Annotated in this window: 18 protein-coding genes; 8 read left to right on the forward strand and 10 right to left on the reverse strand. The window is 69.3% G+C overall.

Translation table 11 applies throughout. The annotated features are described in order from the left end of the window. Positions 1–44 precede the first annotated feature (44 nt). Positions 45–467, reverse strand: coding sequence for a GlcG/HbpS family heme-binding protein (locus tag ABD207_RS09690; protein ID WP_344011616.1), 423 nt, complete (start codon positions 465–467; stop codon positions 45–47). 138 nt (positions 468–605) lie between these two features. Then, positions 606–1,814, reverse strand: coding sequence for an MFS transporter (locus ABD207_RS09695; protein WP_344011617.1), 1,209 nt, complete (start codon positions 1,812–1,814; stop codon positions 606–608). A gap of 140 nt (positions 1,815–1,954) precedes the next feature. On the opposite strand from ABD207_RS09695, the gene ABD207_RS09700 reads away from it, so the two are divergent. Further along, positions 1,955–2,419 (forward strand): MarR family winged helix-turn-helix transcriptional regulator, encoded by a 465-nt coding sequence (locus ABD207_RS09700; RefSeq protein ID WP_344011619.1) that lies wholly within the window; start codon positions 1,955–1,957, stop codon positions 2,417–2,419. Between the two features lie 30 nt (positions 2,420–2,449). Continuing rightward, positions 2,450–2,902 (forward strand): GNAT family N-acetyltransferase, encoded by a 453-nt coding sequence (locus tag ABD207_RS09705; protein ID WP_344011621.1) that lies wholly within the window; start codon positions 2,450–2,452, stop codon positions 2,900–2,902. Between the two features lie 79 nt (positions 2,903–2,981). Here ABD207_RS09705 and ABD207_RS09710 read toward each other — a convergent pair whose 3' ends face one another. After that, positions 2,982–4,367, reverse strand: coding sequence for a serine hydrolase domain-containing protein (locus ABD207_RS09710; protein WP_344011623.1), 1,386 nt, complete (start codon positions 4,365–4,367; stop codon positions 2,982–2,984). Between the two features lie 51 nt (positions 4,368–4,418). Here ABD207_RS09710 and ABD207_RS09715 point away from each other — a divergent pair, with 51 nt between their 5' ends. Together ABD207_RS09715 and ABD207_RS09720 are read left to right on the forward strand one after the other, a co-directional pair. Continuing rightward, complete coding sequence (locus ABD207_RS09715) at positions 4,419–5,261, forward strand: phosphotransferase (protein ID WP_344011624.1); 843 nt, start codon at positions 4,419–4,421, stop codon at positions 5,259–5,261. A gap of 97 nt (positions 5,262–5,358) precedes the next feature. Further along, positions 5,359–5,841, forward strand: a complete 483-nt coding sequence (locus tag ABD207_RS09720; protein ID WP_344011625.1) for a GNAT family N-acetyltransferase — start codon at positions 5,359–5,361, stop codon at positions 5,839–5,841. A 42-nt stretch (positions 5,842–5,883) separates the two neighbouring features. Here the strand turns inward: ABD207_RS09720 and dnaB are convergent, their stop codons facing one another. After that, complete coding sequence (gene dnaB, locus ABD207_RS09725; RefSeq protein WP_344011626.1) at positions 5,884–7,359, reverse strand: replicative DNA helicase; 1,476 nt, start codon at positions 7,357–7,359, stop codon at positions 5,884–5,886. Positions 7,360–7,818: 459 nt separating this feature from the next. Here dnaB and ABD207_RS09730 point away from each other — a divergent pair, with 459 nt between their 5' ends. Continuing rightward, on the forward strand, positions 7,819–9,156 hold the full coding sequence (locus ABD207_RS09730) for an MATE family efflux transporter (RefSeq protein ID WP_344011628.1): 1,338 nt from the start codon (positions 7,819–7,821) through the stop codon (positions 9,154–9,156). A 199-nt stretch (positions 9,157–9,355) separates the two neighbouring features. On the opposite strand, the gene rplI is transcribed toward ABD207_RS09730, so the two are convergent. From rplI to rpsF, 4 genes are all read right to left on the reverse strand, one after another. Further along, positions 9,356–9,802 (reverse strand): 50S ribosomal protein L9, encoded by a 447-nt coding sequence (rplI, locus tag ABD207_RS09735; protein ID WP_167996104.1) that lies wholly within the window; start codon positions 9,800–9,802, stop codon positions 9,356–9,358. An 18-nt stretch (positions 9,803–9,820) separates the two neighbouring features. After that, positions 9,821–10,057: a 30S ribosomal protein S18 gene (gene rpsR, locus ABD207_RS09740; RefSeq protein WP_003949403.1), complete on the reverse strand. Its 237-nt coding sequence runs from the start codon at positions 10,055–10,057 to the stop codon at positions 9,821–9,823. Positions 10,058–10,102: 45 nt separating this feature from the next. After that, positions 10,103–10,672, reverse strand: coding sequence for a single-stranded DNA-binding protein (locus ABD207_RS09745; protein WP_344011630.1), 570 nt, complete (start codon positions 10,670–10,672; stop codon positions 10,103–10,105). A gap of 74 nt (positions 10,673–10,746) precedes the next feature. After that, on the reverse strand, positions 10,747–11,037 hold the full coding sequence (rpsF, locus tag ABD207_RS09750; RefSeq protein WP_014673750.1) for a 30S ribosomal protein S6: 291 nt from the start codon (positions 11,035–11,037) through the stop codon (positions 10,747–10,749). A gap of 340 nt (positions 11,038–11,377) precedes the next feature. On the opposite strand from rpsF, the gene ABD207_RS09755 reads away from it, so the two are divergent. The 3 genes from ABD207_RS09755 (at position 11,378) to ABD207_RS09765 (ending at position 14,105) form a co-directional block, all read left to right on the forward strand. Continuing rightward, entirely contained in the window at positions 11,378–11,695 is a 318-nt protein-coding gene (locus ABD207_RS09755; protein WP_344011632.1) for a hypothetical protein, read from the forward strand. A 164-nt stretch (positions 11,696–11,859) separates the two neighbouring features. Further along, entirely contained in the window at positions 11,860–12,981 is a 1,122-nt protein-coding gene (gene femX, locus ABD207_RS09760) for a peptidoglycan bridge formation glycyltransferase FemX (protein ID WP_344011634.1), read from the forward strand. 92 nt (positions 12,982–13,073) lie between these two features. After that, positions 13,074–14,105 carry an alanine racemase gene (locus ABD207_RS09765; protein WP_343999508.1) on the forward strand — a complete coding sequence of 344 codons (1,032 nt, stop codon included), beginning with the start codon at positions 13,074–13,076 and terminating at the stop codon, positions 14,103–14,105. Between the two features lie 69 nt (positions 14,106–14,174). On the opposite strand, the gene ABD207_RS09770 is transcribed toward ABD207_RS09765, so the two are convergent. Both ABD207_RS09770 and ABD207_RS09775 read right to left on the reverse strand, forming a co-directional pair. Continuing rightward, positions 14,175–15,692: a glycosyltransferase family 87 protein gene (locus tag ABD207_RS09770; RefSeq protein ID WP_344011647.1), complete on the reverse strand. Its 1,518-nt coding sequence runs from the start codon at positions 15,690–15,692 to the stop codon at positions 14,175–14,177. A gap of 129 nt (positions 15,693–15,821) precedes the next feature. Then, the coding region (locus ABD207_RS09775; protein WP_344011636.1) for a transglycosylase domain-containing protein at positions 15,822–18,290 on the reverse strand (2,469 nt) is incomplete at its 5' end.

The following is an 18,290-nucleotide window of genomic DNA, read 5'->3' on the forward strand; positions in this document are numbered from 1 at the left end:
GACGCAGCGGGCGGGCCCGGTGTGCGTGGTGTGCGTTGTCCGGCTCAGCCGAGCGCGGCCACGGCGGCCTCGGCGAAGGCGTGGTCCTGCTCGGGCGCGCCCCCGCCCACACCGATGGCGCCGATCAGGCGGCCGTCCCGCCGCACGGGAAGTCCGCCCGCGATGAACAGCAGCGGCCGGTCGAGCGCGGTCGGCAACGTGTGGAACGGTCCCCCGGGCTGCACGGCGTCCACGAGGTCGGCGGTGGGGGCGTCCAGCTGCAGCGCCGTGTAGGCCTTGCGGGTGCTGGTCTCGCCGGAGATCAGTACGGCGCGGTCGTCCCGCCGGAAGGCGAGCAGATGCCCGCCGGCGTCGAGGACGGTGACGCTGACGCTGACTCCGGCCGCCTCGGCGGCCCGGCGAGCGCCGGTGACCAGGGCCTCGGCGTCCGCTGTGGTGAGCGGGGCGACAGCAGTGGTGGTGCTCATGGGGAGGTTCTCCTTGATGGACCGGTTGTACGGGGTGAGCTGATCGAGCGGGTCGAGTGGTGACGGGAGCCGGTGACTGCGGGGCGGCGTCGGCCCGCGGCCTCGGATCCAGGGATCCCGCGGCCCCGGATCAACGGGTCAGGGGATGAGGGCCCCGTGCTGGTCGGCGGGGACGGAGCCGGCGACCACGGCGCCGGTGCGGGCGGCACGGCGGTCGAGCGCGGCCGAGAGGAAGGCGAGGACCAGGGCGGCCGCGGCGAGGGCGGCGCCGACCCAGTTGGGCGAGGTGTAGCCGAGGCCGGCCGCGATCACCAGTCCGCCGAGCCAGGCGGACAGGGCGTTGCCCAGGTTGAAGGCGCCGATGTTCACGGCGGAGGCCAGCGTGGGCGCGCCGTGCGCCTGGTCCAGCACCCGCTTCTGCAGCGGCGGGACGGTGGCGAAGCCCAGGGCACCGATCAGGGCGATGGTGACGGCCGCGAGGATCTTGTCGTGCGCGGTCAGCGTGAACAGCGCGAGGACCACGGCGAGCGCCCCGAGGGACACGTACAGCATGGGCATCAGGGCCCGGTCGGCGTACTTGCCGCCGATCAGGTTGCCGCCGACCATGCCGAGGCCGAAGAGGACCAGCAGCCAGGTCACCGAGCCGTCGGCGAAACCGGCGACGTGGATCATCATGGGCGCGATGTAGGTGATGGCCGCGAAGACACCGCCGAACCCCAGGACGGTCATCGCCATGGCGAGCAGGACCTGGACGTTCTTGAAGGCGGCCAGCTCGTGCCGCAGGCGGACGCCTTCCGGCTTGGGCATCTCGGGGACGAGCCGGGCGACACCGAGGAGTCCGACGACACCGAGCGCGGCGACGATGCCGAAGGTGACGCGCCAGCCGGCCGCCTGGCCGACGAAGGTGCCGAGCGGGACTCCGACGACATTGGCGACGGTGAGGCCGGTGAACATCATGGCGATGGCTCCGGCCTTCTTGTCGGGGGCGACCAGGTCCGCCGCGACGACCGAACCGATGCCGAAGAAGGCGCCGTGGGCCAGTGAGGCCACCACGCGTCCGGTCAGCATGACGCCGAAGACGGGGGCCAGCGCCGAGAGCAGGTTGCCGGCGATGAACAGGCCCATCAGCAGCATCAGCATCCGCTTGCGCGAGACCTTGGTGCCGAGGGCGGTCATCAGCGGCGCACCGAGCACGACGCCGAGGGCGTATCCGGTCACCGAGTAACCGGCGGTGGGGATGGAGACCCCGAAGTCCTGTGCGACCTCGGGCAGCAGTCCCATGATCACGAACTCGGTGGTTCCGATCCCGAAGGCCCCGATCGCGAGGGCCAGCAGCGCTAGAGGCATAAGACGAGACCTTCCAGAACATTGCAGGAGCTCTTTACGCGCTCCGACAATAGTTGCAGACGCGCTTTATTTGCAAGCGCGGGCTATTGCGTGCCTGCTCTATCCTGGGATGCAGCCGCCCTTGGACGGAGGAAACGCCCATGACCGCCACGGACCCCGCCCTCACCGCCCTGGCCCAGGGCTGGTGCGCCCTCTCCCTGCTGCACGGGAGGATCGAGGCGCACATCGAGCGCGCACTGCAGTCCCGGCACGGGCTGAGCGTGCGCGAGTACTCCCTGCTCGACGTGCTGAGCCGGCAGCACGACGGCCCGGGCGGCCATCTGCAGATGAAGCAGGTCGCCGACGCGGTGGTCCTCAGCCAGAGCGCCACCACCCGCCTGGTCACCCGGCTCGAGGAGCGGGGTCTGCTGGAGCGCTATCTGTGCCCCACGGACCGGCGCGGCATCTACACCAACGTCACCGAGGCCGGTCTGAAGCTGCTGGAGGAAGCCCGGCCGACCAATGACGCCGCCCTGCGCCAGGCCCTGGACGAAGCCGCGAAGAACCCCGAGCTGGCCCCTCTGGTCCGCGCCGTCGAAACCCTCAAGGCACCTGTGCCCGCCTGAGGCCTTGCCGGGGCGCGTACGCTGCGCGGCATGGGAGATCTTGAGATACGCACCGCAATCGCCGACGACATCCCCGCCATCGTCGGCATACTCGCCGACGACCCCCTGGGCGCCCAGCGCGAGTCGCCGGACGACCTCGGCCCCTACCTCACCGCGTTCGAACGGCTCCGCACCGATCCCAACCAGCATCTGGTCGTCGCCGTCCGGGAGGGACGGGTCATCGGCACCCTGCAGCTCACGATCATTCCCGGCCTGTCCCGTCGTGGCTCCACGCGGTCGATCATCGAAGGCGTCCGCGTCCATGCCGACGAGCGGGGCAGCGGCCTGGGGTCCCGGCTCATCGAGTGGGCCATCGAGGAGTCCCGCCGTCAGGGCTGCCGGCTGGTCCAGCTGACCTCCGACAACACCCGCACCGACGCCCACCGCTTCTACGAGCGTCTCGGCTTCGTGGCGTCACACGTGGGCTTCAAGCTCGCGCTCTAGGAGAGCTGGACGAGATGGGCCGGGGGCTGTTTCACGTGAAACAGCCCCCGGCCCGCTCCTGGGTTCTTCCGATCGCCGGCTAACCGATCCCCCGCCACCCCTCGGGATCGACACCTCCCGGCACCGGCGCGGTCTCGTCATAGGGCAGCCGCGTGAATACGAACGACCCGAGGTCGAGATGGCTCACGGATCCGTCCGGCCTGCGCACGGGCTTGAGAAGTTCACCGGCGTAGTAGCCCTCGAGCCCCGTCCAGGTGCCGTCCCCGTTGGAACGGAAGCGTGAGCGGCGGCCACTGCCGCTCAGCGGCCCCAGCGAGATCAGGCCGTCGCCGATGAGCCGCAGGGCGAAGGGGTGCGTGCCCCAGTACCACTGTCCCACCAGCTCCAGCACCGCCGGATCGGCCTCCCGCAGGGGCTTCCAGGGCGCGGGGATGCGCGGCTCCGCCTCGGCCACGATCCGGACGAGATCGGCAGTGGCCCCGGACACCGCAGGTCCGGATGTGCAGTTGGCCAGGACGACCGCGGCCACGTCGTCCTCCACGCTGATCGCAAGACTGGCGAGGAAGCCCGGCAGAGACCCGGAGTGGCCGACGAGGGTCCGTCCGTCCTGATGCCGGATCTCCATCCCGAGGCAGTACGCGTACCCGCCGGCCACATCGGCGGCCTCGACCGCCGCCGCGGGCGTCCTCATCTCCCGCACGGACTCCGCGCTCAGCACCCGCTCGTCACCGTTCATCAGGAAGGACGCGAAGCGCGCCAAGTCCGCGGTGGTGGACCACAGTTGTCCGGCGGGCGCCATCCGTCCGACGTCCTCGGCCGGCTCCGGCAGCAGCACATCCGCCCAGGGATGCACGGCCCAGCCCTCCGCATACGGCGCCATCGGATGCACGCTCGTGCGACTCAGGCCCAGGGGTTCGAGCACTTCCCGCCGAAGCACCTCTTCCCAGGAGGCACCCCGCACCTTCTCCACCAACGCGCCCAGCAACGCGTAGCCGGGGTTCGAGTAGTGGAACCGGCGCCCCACCGGATGCACCAGCGGCCGCTCGCCCAGCACATCGGCCAGCTCGGGGCGGAGAGATCCCGGGGTGCGCTCCCACCACGGCCCCGGCGTCTCGGCGGCCAGTCCACCGGCGTGCGCCAGCAGTTGGGCGATGGTCGCCTCCCCCACCCCGGTCCCGGGGAGGTGCTTCTCCAGGGGATCCCCGAGGTCCAGCACTCCCTCGTCCCGCAGCCGCAGCACCAGCACGGCGGTGAAGGTCTTGGTGATGGAACCGATCCGGTACTGCACATGCTCGTCCGCGGCCGCCCCCTCCACCGCCGTACGCGCCCCCGACCACACGGCCGCACCGCCGCGCACCACCGTCGCGACGAGTGACGGTGCTCGCCCCTCCGCCTGAGCGACGGCAATCCGATGCAGCAGCGCCCGCCGCGTGCCGGGCAGAAGTTCTTCCTGAGGTGTCGTCATGACCTCAGTTCACCAGCAAGGGTGTACACGTACCCAACGACGGGAGAGATCATGGAGCCGGCGGAACTCGGCCGAGCAGTCGCGGCGGGGCGGGCGACCGTCGCGGAGCTGGGCCTTCGGGTCGACGACGCCGTCGTCGTGCACAACTCGGATCGCGTGGCGCTGCGTCTGGTCCCCTGCGATGTTCTCGCCCGGGTCGCGCGTTCGCAGCAGCTGGCTGAGACGAGGTTCGAAGTGGACGTGGCCCGCCGTCTCGCCGAGGCCGGCGCACCGGTGGCCGGGCTCGATCCTCGCGTCGAACCTCGGGTCCATGTGCGGGATGCCTTCGCCGTCTCGCTGTGGACCTACTACGAACCCGTTGGACGCGGGATCGAGCCGGCCGACTATGCGGACGTGCTCATGCGGCACCATGCCGCCCTGCGCCGGGTCGGCCTGGACACACCGCATGTCACCGACCGGGTCTCCGCGGCGCTGCGAGAGGTGACCGACCGGCAGCGGTCACCCGAGCTGTCCGACGGCGACCGGACATTCCTCCGTGACACCCTCGCCGAGCTGAGCGCGACGATCAGCGGCAACGGAACCGGCGATCAGCTGCTGCACGGCGAGCCCCACCCCGGCAACCTTCTCAACACCGGGAAAGGCCCGCTCTTCGTGGACCTCGCCACATGCTGCCGCGGCCCCATCGAGTTCGACCTCGCCCATGCGCCGGAGGAAGTGGAAGCCCACTACGCGGCAGCCGACCCCCGCCTGACTCGCCTGTGTCGCGCCCTCAACTGGGCGCTGTTCTCGGCCTGGCGCTGGCGCGGGGACGACCAGATGCCCGACCGGGATCACTGGAGAGCGGAGGGACTCGACCGGGTCCGTGCCGCCCTCGCTCGCTGCACCCGGGGCTGAACCGGAGGAGCAAGGCGCCTGGGTCGTCCGCAGCACCGTGCTTCCCACAGCGAGGCGAAGCTGGACCCTCCTGAGACAGCCCGGCAGACTCGTCCGCGTGGTGCACTTACGGGTTCTCACGACTGACGACTGGCCGTTGTGGCGGGACGTTCGTCTTGCTGCGCTGACTGAGGCTCCGCGCTCCTTCAAGTCCCGGCTCGAGGACTGGCCCTGCGGTGGGGAGGAGCGGTGGCGTGCGCGTCTGGCCATGCCGGAGGCGCACAACCTCGTCGCGTTCCTGCGCGGGCAGGCGGTAGGCATGGCCAGCGGGCTTCCTGTGGACGGCGACACCTGTGAGTTGAGATCGGTATGGGTCAGCCCCGTGGCCCGGGGCTGCGGCGTCGGAGACCTCCTGGTCGCGGAGGTCGAGGCGTGGGCCCGGCGGTGGGGCGCCACGACGCTGAGACTGGCGGTGATCCCGGGCAACGAGCCTGCCGTGACGCTGTACCAACGCCACGGGTTCGACTTTTCCGGAGAGGTCGGGGGCCTCGTATCCCCCGACGGGGTGAGGGAACGGGTGATGGCGAAGACTCTTCGCTGACAAGCCGACCTCCCTCTGACTGGGAACCCGCACCGGCCACGGTCAGGTCTGGGCCATGTCCACGAAGCGGGAGTAGTGGCCCTGGAAGGCGACCGTGATGGTGGCGGTGGGGCCGTTGCGGTGCTTGGCGACAATCAGGTCGGCCTCGCCCGCGCGGGGGGACTCCTTCTCGTAGGCGTCCTCGCGGTGCAGCAGGATGACCATGTCGGCGTCCTGCTCGATGGAGCCGGACTCACGCAGGTCGGAGACCATCGGCTTCTTGTCCGTGCGCTGCTCGGGGCCACGGTTCAGCTGGGAGAGCGCGATGACCGGGATCTCCAGCTCCTTGGCGAGCAGCTTGAGGTTGCGGGACATGTCCGAGACCTCCTGCTGACGGCTCTCGGCCCGCTTGGAGCCGCCGGACTGCATCAGCTGGAGGTAGTCGATGACGACGAGCCTGAGGTCGTTGCGCTGCTTCAGACGGCGGCACTTGGCGCGGATCTCCATCATCGACAGATTCGGGGAGTCGTCGATGTAGAGCGGCGCCGCCGACACATCGGGCATCCGGCGCGCCAGCCGCGTCCAGTCCTCGTCGGTCATCGTGCCGGACCGCATGTGGTGCAGGGCGACCCGCGCCTCCGCCGAGAGCAGGCGCATGGCGATCTCGTTGCGGCCCATCTCGAGCGAGAAGATGACGCTCGGCAGGTTGTGCTTGATGGCCGCCGCCCGCGCGAAGTCCAGCGCCAGCGTCGACTTGCCCATCGCCGGACGCGCGGCGATGACGATCATCTGCCCGGGGTGGAGGCCGTTGGTGAGCGAGTCGAAGTCGGTGAAGCCCGTGGGCACACCGGTCATCTCGCCGCTGCGCGAGCCGATCGCCTCGATCTCGTCGAGCGCGCCCTCCATGATGTCGCCGAGCGGCAGATAGTCCTCGCTGGTGCGCTGCTCGGTGACCGCGTAGATCTCGGCCTGCGCCCGGTTGACGATCTCGTCGACGTCGTCGTCGGCCGCGTATCCCATCTGGGTGATGCGTGTGCCCGCCTCCACCAGGCGGCGCAGCACGGCACGCTCGTGCACGATCTCCGCGTAGTACGCGGCGTTGGCCGCGGTGGGCACCATCTGCACCAGGGTGTGCAGATAGGAGGCCCCGCCGACCTTGTTGATCTCGCCGCGCTTGGTGAGCTCCGCGGCGATGGTGATGGGGTCGGCCGGCTCCCCTCGCGCATACACGTCGAGCACGGCCGTGAAGATCGTCTCGTGGGCCGGCTTGTAGAAGTCGTGGCCCTTGAGGATCTCCACGACGTCGGCGATGGCGTCCTTGGACAGCAGCATGCCGCCCAGCACGGACTGCTCTGCCTCGATATCCTGCGGCGGGACCCGCTCGAAGGCGGCACCCCCGCCGTCCCACATCCCGCCGTCCCGGCCGCGCTCGTGCTGTTCGTCCCGGCCGCGGCCCGAGTCGTCACGGCGGCGGGAGGCGGGGAGACGATCGCTGGGGCTGTCGGCCCACGGGTCGTCCAAGGGCTCGGAAATGCTCACCGAGCCACCTCCTCCCGTCCGGCGAGCGGACCTCGCCGTGCCCCTCATTTCTACGGCACGGCACTGACACATAAGACGCCCAACTCCGGTTGTGACGCGCCGGTTTTGCGGTGCTTTGGGAACCGGCGGACGGAGCAGGCGCCGGACCACCGTAGGCCCGTCGGCACCGTCAGCCAATCTGGTTATCCACAGGCCATGTGGACGACGGCCCCAATGCTGTGGACAACTCCTCGAAACCTGTGCACGACCCGGTGGACAGCCCTGTGAACAAGCTCGGCCGATCTCCGCAAGAATGCACTTGACCTGCACTTTTGCCATCCACCGGCTGTGCAGAAGAAAAACTTCCCCGGTCGGCTCAAGATCACCTCGGACGACACACCCAGACACGTACCCTGTGCACATCGGTAAGGGGCACCGATGCTTTGCATCTCTTACCTGTGGACGATTAGATTGGTGCGCATGACACAGGCCCCCGCGCGCCCCCGCGCCGCCCGGCGACAGCACGACCGTGAGATCGTCACGCTGGCCGTTCCCGCCTTCGGCGCCCTCGTCGCCGAGCCCCTGTTCGTGATGGCCGACAGTGCGATCGTCGGCCACCTCGGCACGGCACAGCTCGCCGGCCTCGGGGTCGCGTCGGCCCTTCTCATGACCGCCGTGAGCGTCTTCGTCTTCCTGGCCTACGCCACCACCTCCGCCGTCGCCCGGCGCGTGGGGGCGGGCGACCTTCCGGCAGCCATCCGCCAGGGCATGGACGGCATCTGGCTGGCGCTCCTGCTCGGCGCCGTCGTCGTCGCCGTCGTGCTCCCCACCTCCCCCGGCCTGGTGGAGCTCTTCGGCGCCTCGGACACGGCGGCCCCGTACGCGACCACCTATCTGCGGATCTCCGCACTCGGCATACCCGCCATGCTGGTCGTCCTGGCCGCGACCGGTGTGCTGCGCGGACTGCAGGACACCAAGACGCCCCTCTATGTCGCCGTCGGCGGCTTCGTCGCCAACGGCGTTCTCAACGCCGTGCTGGTCTACGGCGCCGGACTGGGCATCGCCGGATCCGCCTGGGGCACGGTCATCGCGCAGAGCGGCATGGCCGCGGTCTACCTGGTCGTGGTGGTGCGCGGTGCCCGCAGGCACGGCGCCTCGCTGCGCCCGGACGCGGCCGGGATCAGAGCCTCCGCCCAGGCGGGCGCGCCGCTGCTGGTCCGCACGCTCTCCCTCAGGGCCATTTTGATGATCGCCACCGCCGTGGCCGCGCGGCTCGGCGACACCGACATCGCGGCCCATCAGATCATCCTCTCCCTGTGGAGCCTGCTCGCCTTCGCGCTGGACGCCATCGCGATCGCCGGGCAGGCCATCATCGGGCGCTACCTGGGCGCCGGGGACGCCCAGGGCGCCCGTGACGTCTGCCGCCGCATGGTGGAGTGGGGCATCGCGGTCGGGGTCGTCCTGGGTGTGCTGGTGGTGCTGGCCCGGCCGGTGTTCCTGCCGCTGTTCACCAGCGACTCCGCCGTGAAGGAGGCCGCGCTGCCCGCCCTGGTCATCGTGGCGCTCTCCCAGCCGATCTCCGGCATCGTCTTCGTCCTGGACGGCGTCCTGATGGGCGCCGGCGACGGGCCGTACCTCGCCTGGGCCATGCTGCTGACCCTGGCGGTCTTCACCCCGGTCGCCCTGCTGGTGCCGGTGCTGGGCGGAGGGCTCACCGCGCTGTGGGCCGCCATGACGCTGATGATGACCGTCCGGATGCTCACGCTGTGGCTCCGCAGCCGCTCCGGCCGCTGGCTCGTCACCGGGGCCACCCGCTGAACGACCGGCGCCACCCGCTGACGTTCAACGGCGGCGCTGTTTCACGTGAAACACCGTGCTCGACGCGGGCGCCGGGGCCGTCCGCCCCTCGGCCGCAGGGGCCGCAGGGGCGGACACCTTGCGCGTCACGCCTACGACAAGGGGGCCGCACCCGGAGTGGGTGCGGCCCCCTTGCTCACCGTGTCAGTGAGCGCAGCGATCAGGCCGCGACGACCTCGATGTTGACCTTGGCGGCAACCTCGGGGTGCAGACGCACGGACGTCTCGTGCGAGCCCAGGGTCTTGATGGGCGCACCGAGCTCGATGCGGCGCTTGTCGACCTCGGGGCCACCCGCTTCCTTGATCGCCGAAGCGATGTCGGCCGGGGTGACGGAACCGAAGAGACGACCGGCCTCGCCGGAACGGACCGCGAGGCGGACCTTGACGCCCTCGAGCTGGGCCTTCACCTGGTTGGCCTGCTCGATGGTGTGGATCTCGTGGATCTTGCGAGCACGGCGGATCTGCTCGACGTCCTTCTCGCCACCCTTGGTCCAGCGGATAGCGAGCTTCCGCGGGATCAGGTAGTTGCGAGCGTAACCGTCCTTGACGTCGACGACGTCGCCCGCGGCACCGAGGCCGGAGACCTCGTGGGTAAGGATGATCTTCATGAGTCGGTCACCCTTCCCTTATCGCGCGGTGGAGGTGTAGGGCAGCAGCGCCATCTCACGGCTGTTCTTCACGGCCGTGGCGACGTCACGCTGGTGCTGCGTGCAGTTGCCGGTCACGCGGCGGGCACGGATCTTGCCGCGGTCGGAAATGAACTTCCGCAGCATGTTCGTGTCCTTGTAGTCCACGTACGTGACCTTGTCCTTGCAGAATGCGCAGACCTTCTTCTTCGGCTTGCGCACAGGCGGCTTCGCCATGGTGATTCTCCTGTGTGATCAAGAAGTGTGGGGTAACGGCCCGCCCTAGAAGGGGGGCTCGTCCGAGTAGCCGCCACCGCCGCCGGAGCCGCCGCCCCAGCCGCCGCCACCCTGCTGGCCGCCGGCGGGAGCGCCGGTCGCCCACGGGTCGTCGGCAGGAGCGCCGCCGCCCTGCTGGCCGCCACCGGGGCCACCGCCCCAGCCGCCGCCCTGCTGGCCTCCGCCGCCGTAACCACCCTGGCCACCGCGGCCCGTGGTCTTGGTGACCTTGGCCGTGGCGTTGCGCAGGCTGGCGCCGACCTCGTCGACGTCCAGCTCGTAGACCGTGCGCTTGATGCCCTCACGGTCCTCGTAGGACCGCTGCTTCAGCCGGCCCTGCACGATCACGCGCATGCCTCGCTGGAGGGACTCGGCGACGTTCTCCGCCGCCTGACGCCAGACCGAGCAGGTCAGGAACAGGCTCTCGCCGTCCTTCCACTCGTTCGTCTGACGGTCGAAGGTGCGGGGAGTGGACGCGACACGGAACTTCGCGACGGCCGCACCGGACGGGGTGAAGCGCAGCTCGGGGTCGTCGACAAGATTGCCGACGACCGTGATGACGGTCTCGCCTGCCATGGGTGAACCTCTCGGCGGGTTTGCTGCTGGCTGCTTGCTGCTACTCGTGTCCCGAGATCAGCTGAGCGGGATGCTCAGTGGGTCTCGGGGCGGAGGACCTTGGTCCGGAGGACCGACTCGTTCAGGTTCATCTGGCGGTCGAGCTCCTTGACGACCGCAGGCTCGGCCTGCAGGTCGATGACCGAGTAGATGCCCTCGGGCTTCTTCTTGATCTCGTACGCGAGACGACGACGGCCCCAGGTGTCGACCTTCTCGACCTTTCCGCCACCGTCACGGACGACGGAAAGGAAGTTCTCGATCAGCGGGGAGACAGCGCGCTCCTCGAGATCGGGGTCGAGGATGACCATCACCTCGTAGTGACGCATGTGGAACCCACCTCCTTTGGACTCAGCGGCCACGGGCGTTCCGTGGCAGGAGGGTCGTGATGCGTTGCGCAACGATGCCTGTCAGTAAAACAGCCGCCACTGACAATCGACGTCGGGCGGCGGTTTTCCCAGGTCGGCGGGACGGACCGTGGACTCACGGGTCCCTTGCCCCAGCGCGGGGGCGGGTCGCTTCCCTGGCTGTCCGGACAGACACCGGTGCAGACGCTACAGAGTACCCGCACAGTGCCTTCCGGTTGAAATCCGTCCGGGCAGGCCGTCAATCTGTACACATCGGGTGTGTATGGCGCTACGATGCGCCGTTTTTCGCAGGAGGTGCCCCATGGCACAGGCAATGCGACCCAACACCGCCGGCGGTGGACTCTTCGCCACGGACGGCAAGCCCCATCCGGTCCAGGACGCCCTGCTCGCGGTGACCCTGGTGCTGGGACTCACGTCCTTCATCTCGGCGATGTTCGACGATCTGCACCTGCTCAGCTCCTGGACCGGCCTGGTGGGCATTCTCACCGGTGCGTACGGGCAGTGGATCTCGGAGACGACGCGTGCGCGCTTCGGCCTGATCGTGGGCCTCGGCGCATCCGCGGTCGGCTTCTTCCTGGGCATGGCGCACGGCGGCCTCTTCGGTGGGGTCTTCGACTGACGCCAGGCACTCCCGCTCCGAAAATCCGGTGTACGCCCCGGCCCCGACGGGCCGGGGCGAAGGGGCCGTGCGCCCCGCCGGGCCGCTCCCGGGCGCAGTAGGCTTCGCGCGAGAGCCGGAGCCCCTGAACCCATGGGGACACACCAGCCCGAGGAGCGCCCCGAATGAGCCTGACCCTGAGGACCATCAGTCGCGAGCAGCATCTGGCGTACATCCAGAGCCTGCCGTCGGCGAGTCACATGCAGGTCCCGGCCTGGGCGGACGTGAAGGCGGAGTGGCGGTCGGAGAATCTCGGCTGGTTCGACGACCGCACCGGCGAGCTGGTCGGCGTCGGACTGGTGCTGTACCGGCAGCTGCCCAAGATCAAGCGGTATCTCGCGTATCTGCCCGAGGGGCCGGTCATCAACTGGTTCGCGCCCAATCTTCAGGAGTGGATCGAGCCGATGCTGGCGCACCTGAAGCAGCAGGGCGCCTTCTCCGTGAAGATGGGCCCGCCGGTGATCATTCGCCGCTGGGAGGCGGCGACCATCAAGAAGGGCATCCAGGACCCGGACGTGAAGCGTCTGCGCGATCTGGAGGCCGACTTCATCGAGCCCCGTGCCTTCGAGGTGGCCGACAAGCTGCGCCGCATGGGCTGGCAGCAGGGGGAGGACGGCGGCGCCGGCTTCGGTGACGTCCAGCCCCGGTACGTCTTCCAGGTGCCGCTGGCCAACCGCTCCCTGGAAGAGGTCCACAAGAACTTCAACCAGCTGTGGCGCCGCAACATCAAGAAGGCCGAGAAGGCCGGCGTCGAGGTCGTCCAGGGCGGTTACGAGGACCTGCCCGAGTGGCAGCGCCTGTACGAGATCACCGCGGTGCGCGACCACTTCCGGCCCCGCCCGCTGTCGTACTTCCAGCGCATGTGGACGGCCCTCAACAACGAGGACCCCAACCGCATGCGGCTGTACTTCGCCCGGCACAACGGGGTCAACCTCTCCGCGGCGACGATGCTGATCGTCGGCGGGCACGTCTGGTACTCCTACGGCGCCTCGGACAACATCGGGCGCGAGGTCCGGCCCTCGAACGCGATGCAGTGGCGGATGCTGCGCGACGCCTACGCGCTCGGCGCCACCGTCTACGACCTGCGCGGCATCTCCGACTCGCTGGACGAGACCGATCACCTCTTCGGTCTGATCCAGTTCAAGGTGGGCACGGGCGGCCAGGCCGCCGAGTACCTCGGCGAGTGGGACTTCCCGCTCAACAAGCTGCTCCACAAGGCGCTCGACATCTACATGTCGCGCCGCTGACCCCGGCCTCGTCGCTCCGACCGCTTCCACCGCTTCGACAGTTCCCATATTCCTGATACACCGCAGCCACGAGAAAGGTTCCAGGTCCGGCCATGGCGCTCACGCTCTACGTCGACACCGCGCGCTGGCGGGCGCACCACAAGCACGTGCAGGAGCAGTTCCCCGGGCTGGTCCCGGTCTGCAAGGGCAACGGCTACGGCTTCGGCCACGAGCGGCTGGCAGAAGAGGTCACACGGCTGGGCGCGGACCTGCTGGCCGTCGGCACGACGTACGAGGCCGCCCGGATGAAGGACTGGTTCGGTGGTGACCTGCTGGTCCTGACTCCCTACCGGCGGGGCGAGGAGCCCGTGCCGCTGCCCGACCGCGTCATCCGTTCGGTGTCGTCGGTCGACGGCGTCTACGGCCTGGTCGGCGCCCGGGTGGTCATCGAGGTGATGTCCTCGATGAAGCGGCACGGCGTCACCGAGCAGGATCTGCCCCAGTTGCACGCGGCCATAGAGAACGTGCGGCTGGAAGGGTTCGCCATCCATCTGCCGCTGGACCGCACCGACGGCTCGGACGCCGTCGAGGAGGTCATCGGCTGGATGGACCGGCTGCGCGCGGCCCGGCTCCCGCTGCACACGATGTTCGTCAGCCACCTCAAGGCGGAGGAACTCGCCCGGCTGCAGCAGCAGTTCCCGCAGACCCGGTTCCGCGCCCGGATCGGTACACGGCTGTGGCTGGGCGACCACGAGGCCACCGAGTACCGCGGAGCGGTCCTGGACGTCACCCGCGTCGCCAAGGGGGACCGGTTCGGCTACCGGCAGCAGAAGGCCACCTCCGACGGCTTCCTGGTGGTCGTGGCGGGCGGAACGTCGCACGGGGTGGGTCTCGAGGCCCCCAAGGCGCTGCACGGCGTCATGCCGCGCGCCAAGGGTGTCGCCCGCGCCGGTCTGGCCACGGTCAACCGGAACCTTTCGCCGTTCGTCTGGGGCGGGAAGCAGCGCTGGTTCGCCGAGCCGCCGCACATGCAGGTGTCGATCCTGTTCGTGCCGGCGGACGCGCCCGAGCCCAAGGTGGGCGACGAGCTGGTGGCCCATCTCCGGCACACCACCACGCAGTTCGACCGTCTGGTCGACCGCTGAGCACATCCCGGAACCACTGAAGGGGCCCCGCCGGACGGCGAGGCTCCTTTTCCGCCATGTGCGGTTCGCTCAGAGCGAACCGGCCGTGCCGCCCGTGGCTCCCGGTCCGCCCCACTCGACGCGTGCCCCCTCGAGGCGGGCGGCGTGACGGGCGTGATGGACCGCCGGACCGAGCCCGAACACGTCCTCAGCGCCGTCGAGCACACCGCCGGAGGGGTCGTCGTCACCGGCACGGCGCACCGGATCGCGTTCCGGCATGAGGATGTCGCGCACGACCATGGCGCACAGGTAGACCGTGCCCAGCAGATGCACCCCGATCGCCCAGTGATAGCCGTCGGTCGGCAGGCCCTTGTGGGCGTCGCCGCTGGTCGTGTAGGCGAGGTACATCCAGATGCCCAGGAAGTACATCACCTCGCAGGCCTGCCAGATCAAGAAGTCCCGCCACCTGGGCCGCGCGAGGGCGGCGAGCGGCACCAGCCACAGGACGTACTGCGGTGAGTAGACCTTGTTGGTGAGGATGAACGCCGCGACGATCAGGAAGGCGAGCTGCGCGAACCGCGGCCGCCGGGGGGCCATGAGCGCGAGCGCGGCCACGCCGGCGCAGCAGAGCAGCATCAGCAGGGTGGCGAGCGTGTTGACGGTGTCGGTGCTCAGCGGATCGGACGAGTTCTGGGCCAGGATCAGCCAGAAGGAGCCGAAGTCGACGCCCCGCTCCTGGCTGAACGTGTAGAACTTCGACCAGCCGTCGAAGGCGAAGAGCATCACCGGCCCGTTCACGACGGTCCAGGCGACGATCGCGCCGCCGAGGGCCGTCGCGTATTCCCGCCACCGTCCCGCTCGCCAGCACAGCACCAGCAGGGGCCCGAGGAGCAGCACGGGATAGAGCTTGGCGGCCGTGGCGAGGCCCAGCAGGACTCCGAAGGCCAGGGCGCGGCCTCGCGACCACATCAGCATCGCCGCGGCCGTCAGCGCCACCGCCAGCAGGTCCCAGTTGATCGTCGCGGTGAGGGCGAAGGCGGGGGCCAGCGCCACCAGCAGGCCGTCCCAGGGCCGCCGCGCGTGGGTGCGGGTGACGCAGACGGCGATGACCGCCGCGCACGCCATGAGCATCCCGGCGTTGACCAGCCAGTACGTCTGCTCCTGGTCCTGGATGCTGCCGCCGCCCGGTGAGAGCCAGGCGGCGACCTGCATGAACAGGCCGGTCAGCACCGGGTACTCCAGGAACTGCATGTCGCCGGGGAGCTGGTCGAAGTACGGCAGCAGTCCGTCGGCGAAGCCGCGCCCCTGGTACAGGTGCGGGATGTCCGAGTAGCACGCGTGGGTGTACTGGGAGCTGGCTCCGAAGAACCAGGCGCCGTTGTAGCAGGGCGCCTTCTGCACCAGGCCGAGGGTGAACATGCCGATCGCCACCAGGGCGATCACCCGGACCGGGGTCCACCAGGAGGTCCCGAGCAGCGCATGCCGCCCGAGCGGGCCGCCGATCAGTTCACTGCCGGCCGCGGCGACCTCGTCCTCAGCCGTGGGGCGTACCAGGTCCCGCTCGTGGGCGCTCGCTTGCTTCGATACTCCACTGGGCATGCCGCACATCCTGCCGTACGAGTCCGGGGAAACGACGAGGGCCGCCGTACCCGAGCGGTACGACGGCCCACGTTTCACGTGAAACGGCGGGGCGTTTCACGTGAAACGCTCAAGCCGGGCGAAGGGCGGTCCAGCGGTCTATTCGTCGGTCCGGCCTCCGAAGAGCCCGCCGCCGCCGTTGCCATTACCTCTGTTGTTCCCTCCGGGAAGGGTCTCGGTGGGATCCGGTGATTCGCTCACACCACCGTCCGTTCCGCCGTTGTCCGCGCCTCCCTGGTTGTTGCCGCCCGTGTTCTCGTCATCGCAGTTGAAGTCGAACGGCCGACACGTCTCGGTCTGAGTGGGACTCGGATCCGGGACGGTCTCAGTCGGCGACGCGGGCGCCGTCGGGGTCGGCTCCTCGGTCTCCGACTGCGTCGGCGTGGGAGTCGGGGAGGGCTCGTCGTTGACGATCTCACCGATGGGCTCGGGGGTCGGGAACCGCTCCACCGGCTCGTTCTTCAGCGCATCGCCCATGTAGTCCGCCCAGATCTCGGACGGGAACGAGGCACCGTGGATCTTCTTCTGCCCGCCCGTGCCGAACATCTCGAGGAAGGTGCGGTTCTTGATGCTCTCGTCGTCGGGGTAACGGAACATGCTGATCGCGGTGGACAGCTGCGGGGTGTACCCGACGAACCAGGCGGACTTGTTGCCGTCCGTGGTACCGGTCTTGCCGGCCACCTCGCGGCCGGGCAGCTGCGCGTTGGTACCGGTGCCCTTCTCGACGACGGTCTTCAGGACGTCCGTGACGTTGTTGGCCACGTTCTCCTCGAAGGCCTGCTTGGTCACCGTCTTGTGGGTGAAGAGCGTGCCGTCCTTGCTGGTGATCTTCTTCACCGAGAACGGCTCGCGCTGCTCACCGGAGGCGGCGAAGGTGGCGTAGGCGCCCGCCATGCGGATGGCGCTGGGGCTGGAGGTACCGATGGAGAAGGACGGGTAGTCCGTACCGGCAAGGCTGCTCTCCAGCACGCCGGCGTCCACCGCGGCCTCCTTCACCTTGTCCAGGCCGACGTCCATGCCGAGCTGCACGAAGGAGGAGTTCACCGACTCCCGCATCGCGTTCCGCAGGTCGATCTTGTACTCCGGCGGCCGGCCGTAGGAGACGTTGCCGTCATTGACCTGCAGCCACTCCTCGCCCTTCTCGTTCCGCCAGATCGACCCGTCGTAGTTCTTGATCTTGAGCTTGTTCTTGCCCGGGTACAGGCTCTTGGGCGAGACGACGGTGCGTTCGTCCTGCGCCTGATCCGGGTCGAGGTCCGGGTCCCTCACCCCCCACTTCATGGCCGCCGCCAGCACGAACGGCTTGAAGGTCGAACCGACCTGGGCGCCGGTCACATCGGCGTTGTTGGTGAAGTGCTTGGTCGCGTCCGCACCGCCGTAGATGGCCTCGATCGCGCCGCTCTCGGGGTTCACGGAGGCGCCGCCGAACTGGACGTGGGTGTCCGTCTCCGGGCGCTTCTTCTCGTCGATGTTCTCCTTGTAGACCTTCTTGACCGAGTCCTCGAGCGCCTTCACCTTCTTCTTGTCGAAGGTGGTGTAGATCGAGTAGCCGCCCCGCTGCAGGTCCTCGGCGGTGATGCCGGTCTCGTCGCTGTGCGTGACGATGTAGCTCTTGGCGAGGTCCACCAGGTAGCCGATCTGGCCGCTCAGCGCGGTGTTGGACCGCGGGCTCTGCACCTTGGGCAGCTTGGTGTACTTGGCCCGCACCTCGGGGTCGAGATGCCCGTACTCGACCATCTTGTCCAGCGTGTCCTGCATCTGGAGCAGGGCACGCTTCCTGTTCTTCTCAGGTGTGGCGCCGACCGGGTCGATGGAGGTCGCCCCGGCCGGGTCGTAGTAGGTGGCGCCCTTGAGCACCGCCGCCAGGAAGGCGCACTGGCCCGGGTTCAGATCGATGGCCCGCTTGTTGAAGTAGGCGCGGGCGGCGGCCTCGATCCCGTAGGCGCCACGGCCGTAGTAGGCCGAGTTCAGGTAGCCCTCGAGGATCGTGTCCTTGTCCATCGTGGCGCCCACCTTGATGGAGACCAGGATCTCCTTGAACTTCCGGGTGAGCGTCTGGGACTGGTCCTCCAGCATCGCGTTCTTCACGTACTGCTGGGTGATCGTCGAACCACCCTGGGTCTCGCCGCCGCGGGCCATGTTGAACACGGCGCGGGCGATGCCCTTGGGGTCGATGCCGCTGTCGCTGTAGAACGTCTTGTTCTCCTGGGAGATGACCGCCTTCTGCATCTCCTCCGGGATCTGCGCGAGGCTGACGATCTGCCGGTTGCGCTCACCGCCGGTGGCGACCATCTGCTCGCCGTTGGCCCAGTAGTAGACGTTGTTCTGGGCCGTGGCCGTCTTGGCGACCTCGGGCGTGCCCACCATCGCGTACCCGATGCCCGCGACGGCGATCAGTCCGCCGAAGAACGCGATGACCAGACCGGAGACGAGCCTCCAGGAGGGCACCCAGCGGCGCCAGCCGTACTTGTCGTGCCGCGGATAGTCGATGAACCGCTTTCTGCTCGGTGGGGCCGCGCGCCCCCTGCCGCGGCCGGGACCGGCCGCGCCGGCGCGCCGGCTGCCGGG

Origin of the sequence: Streptomyces thermospinosisporus, from assembly GCF_039526425.1 — a bacterium.
Classification (GTDB): Bacteria; Actinomycetota; Actinomycetes; order Streptomycetales; family Streptomycetaceae; genus Streptomyces; species Streptomyces thermocarboxydovorans.

What these genes read in the sequence shown, in the direction of transcription:
- ABD207_RS09690 (WP_344011616.1), bottom strand. Translation starts at nt 467, where the DNA reads ATGAGCACCACCACTGCTGTCGCCCCGCTCACCACAGCGGACGCCGAG.
- ABD207_RS09695 (WP_344011617.1), bottom strand. Translation starts at nt 1,814, where the DNA reads ATGCCTCTAGCGCTGCTGGCCCTCGCGATCGGGGCCTTCGGGATCGGA.
- ABD207_RS09700 (WP_344011619.1), top strand. Translation starts at nt 1,955, where the DNA reads ATGACCGCCACGGACCCCGCCCTCACCGCCCTGGCCCAGGGCTGGTGC.
- ABD207_RS09705 (WP_344011621.1), top strand. Translation starts at nt 2,450, where the DNA reads ATGGGAGATCTTGAGATACGCACCGCAATCGCCGACGACATCCCCGCC.
- ABD207_RS09710 (WP_344011623.1), bottom strand. Translation starts at nt 4,367, where the DNA reads ATGACGACACCTCAGGAAGAACTTCTGCCCGGCACGCGGCGGGCGCTG.
- ABD207_RS09715 (WP_344011624.1), top strand. Translation starts at nt 4,419, where the DNA reads ATGGAGCCGGCGGAACTCGGCCGAGCAGTCGCGGCGGGGCGGGCGACC.
- ABD207_RS09730 (WP_344011628.1), top strand. Translation starts at nt 7,819, where the DNA reads ATGACACAGGCCCCCGCGCGCCCCCGCGCCGCCCGGCGACAGCACGAC.
- rplI (WP_167996104.1), bottom strand. Translation starts at nt 9,802, where the DNA reads ATGAAGATCATCCTTACCCACGAGGTCTCCGGCCTCGGTGCCGCGGGC.
- rpsR (WP_003949403.1), bottom strand. Translation starts at nt 10,057, where the DNA reads ATGGCGAAGCCGCCTGTGCGCAAGCCGAAGAAGAAGGTCTGCGCATTC.
- ABD207_RS09745 (WP_344011630.1), bottom strand. Translation starts at nt 10,672, where the DNA reads ATGGCAGGCGAGACCGTCATCACGGTCGTCGGCAATCTTGTCGACGAC.
- rpsF (WP_014673750.1), bottom strand. Translation starts at nt 11,037, where the DNA reads ATGCGTCACTACGAGGTGATGGTCATCCTCGACCCCGATCTCGAGGAG.
- ABD207_RS09755 (WP_344011632.1), top strand. Translation starts at nt 11,378, where the DNA reads ATGGCACAGGCAATGCGACCCAACACCGCCGGCGGTGGACTCTTCGCC.
- femX (WP_344011634.1), top strand. Translation starts at nt 11,860, where the DNA reads ATGAGCCTGACCCTGAGGACCATCAGTCGCGAGCAGCATCTGGCGTAC.
- ABD207_RS09765 (WP_343999508.1), top strand. Translation starts at nt 13,074, where the DNA reads ATGGCGCTCACGCTCTACGTCGACACCGCGCGCTGGCGGGCGCACCAC.
- ABD207_RS09770 (WP_344011647.1), bottom strand. Translation starts at nt 15,692, where the DNA reads ATGTGCGGCATGCCCAGTGGAGTATCGAAGCAAGCGAGCGCCCACGAG.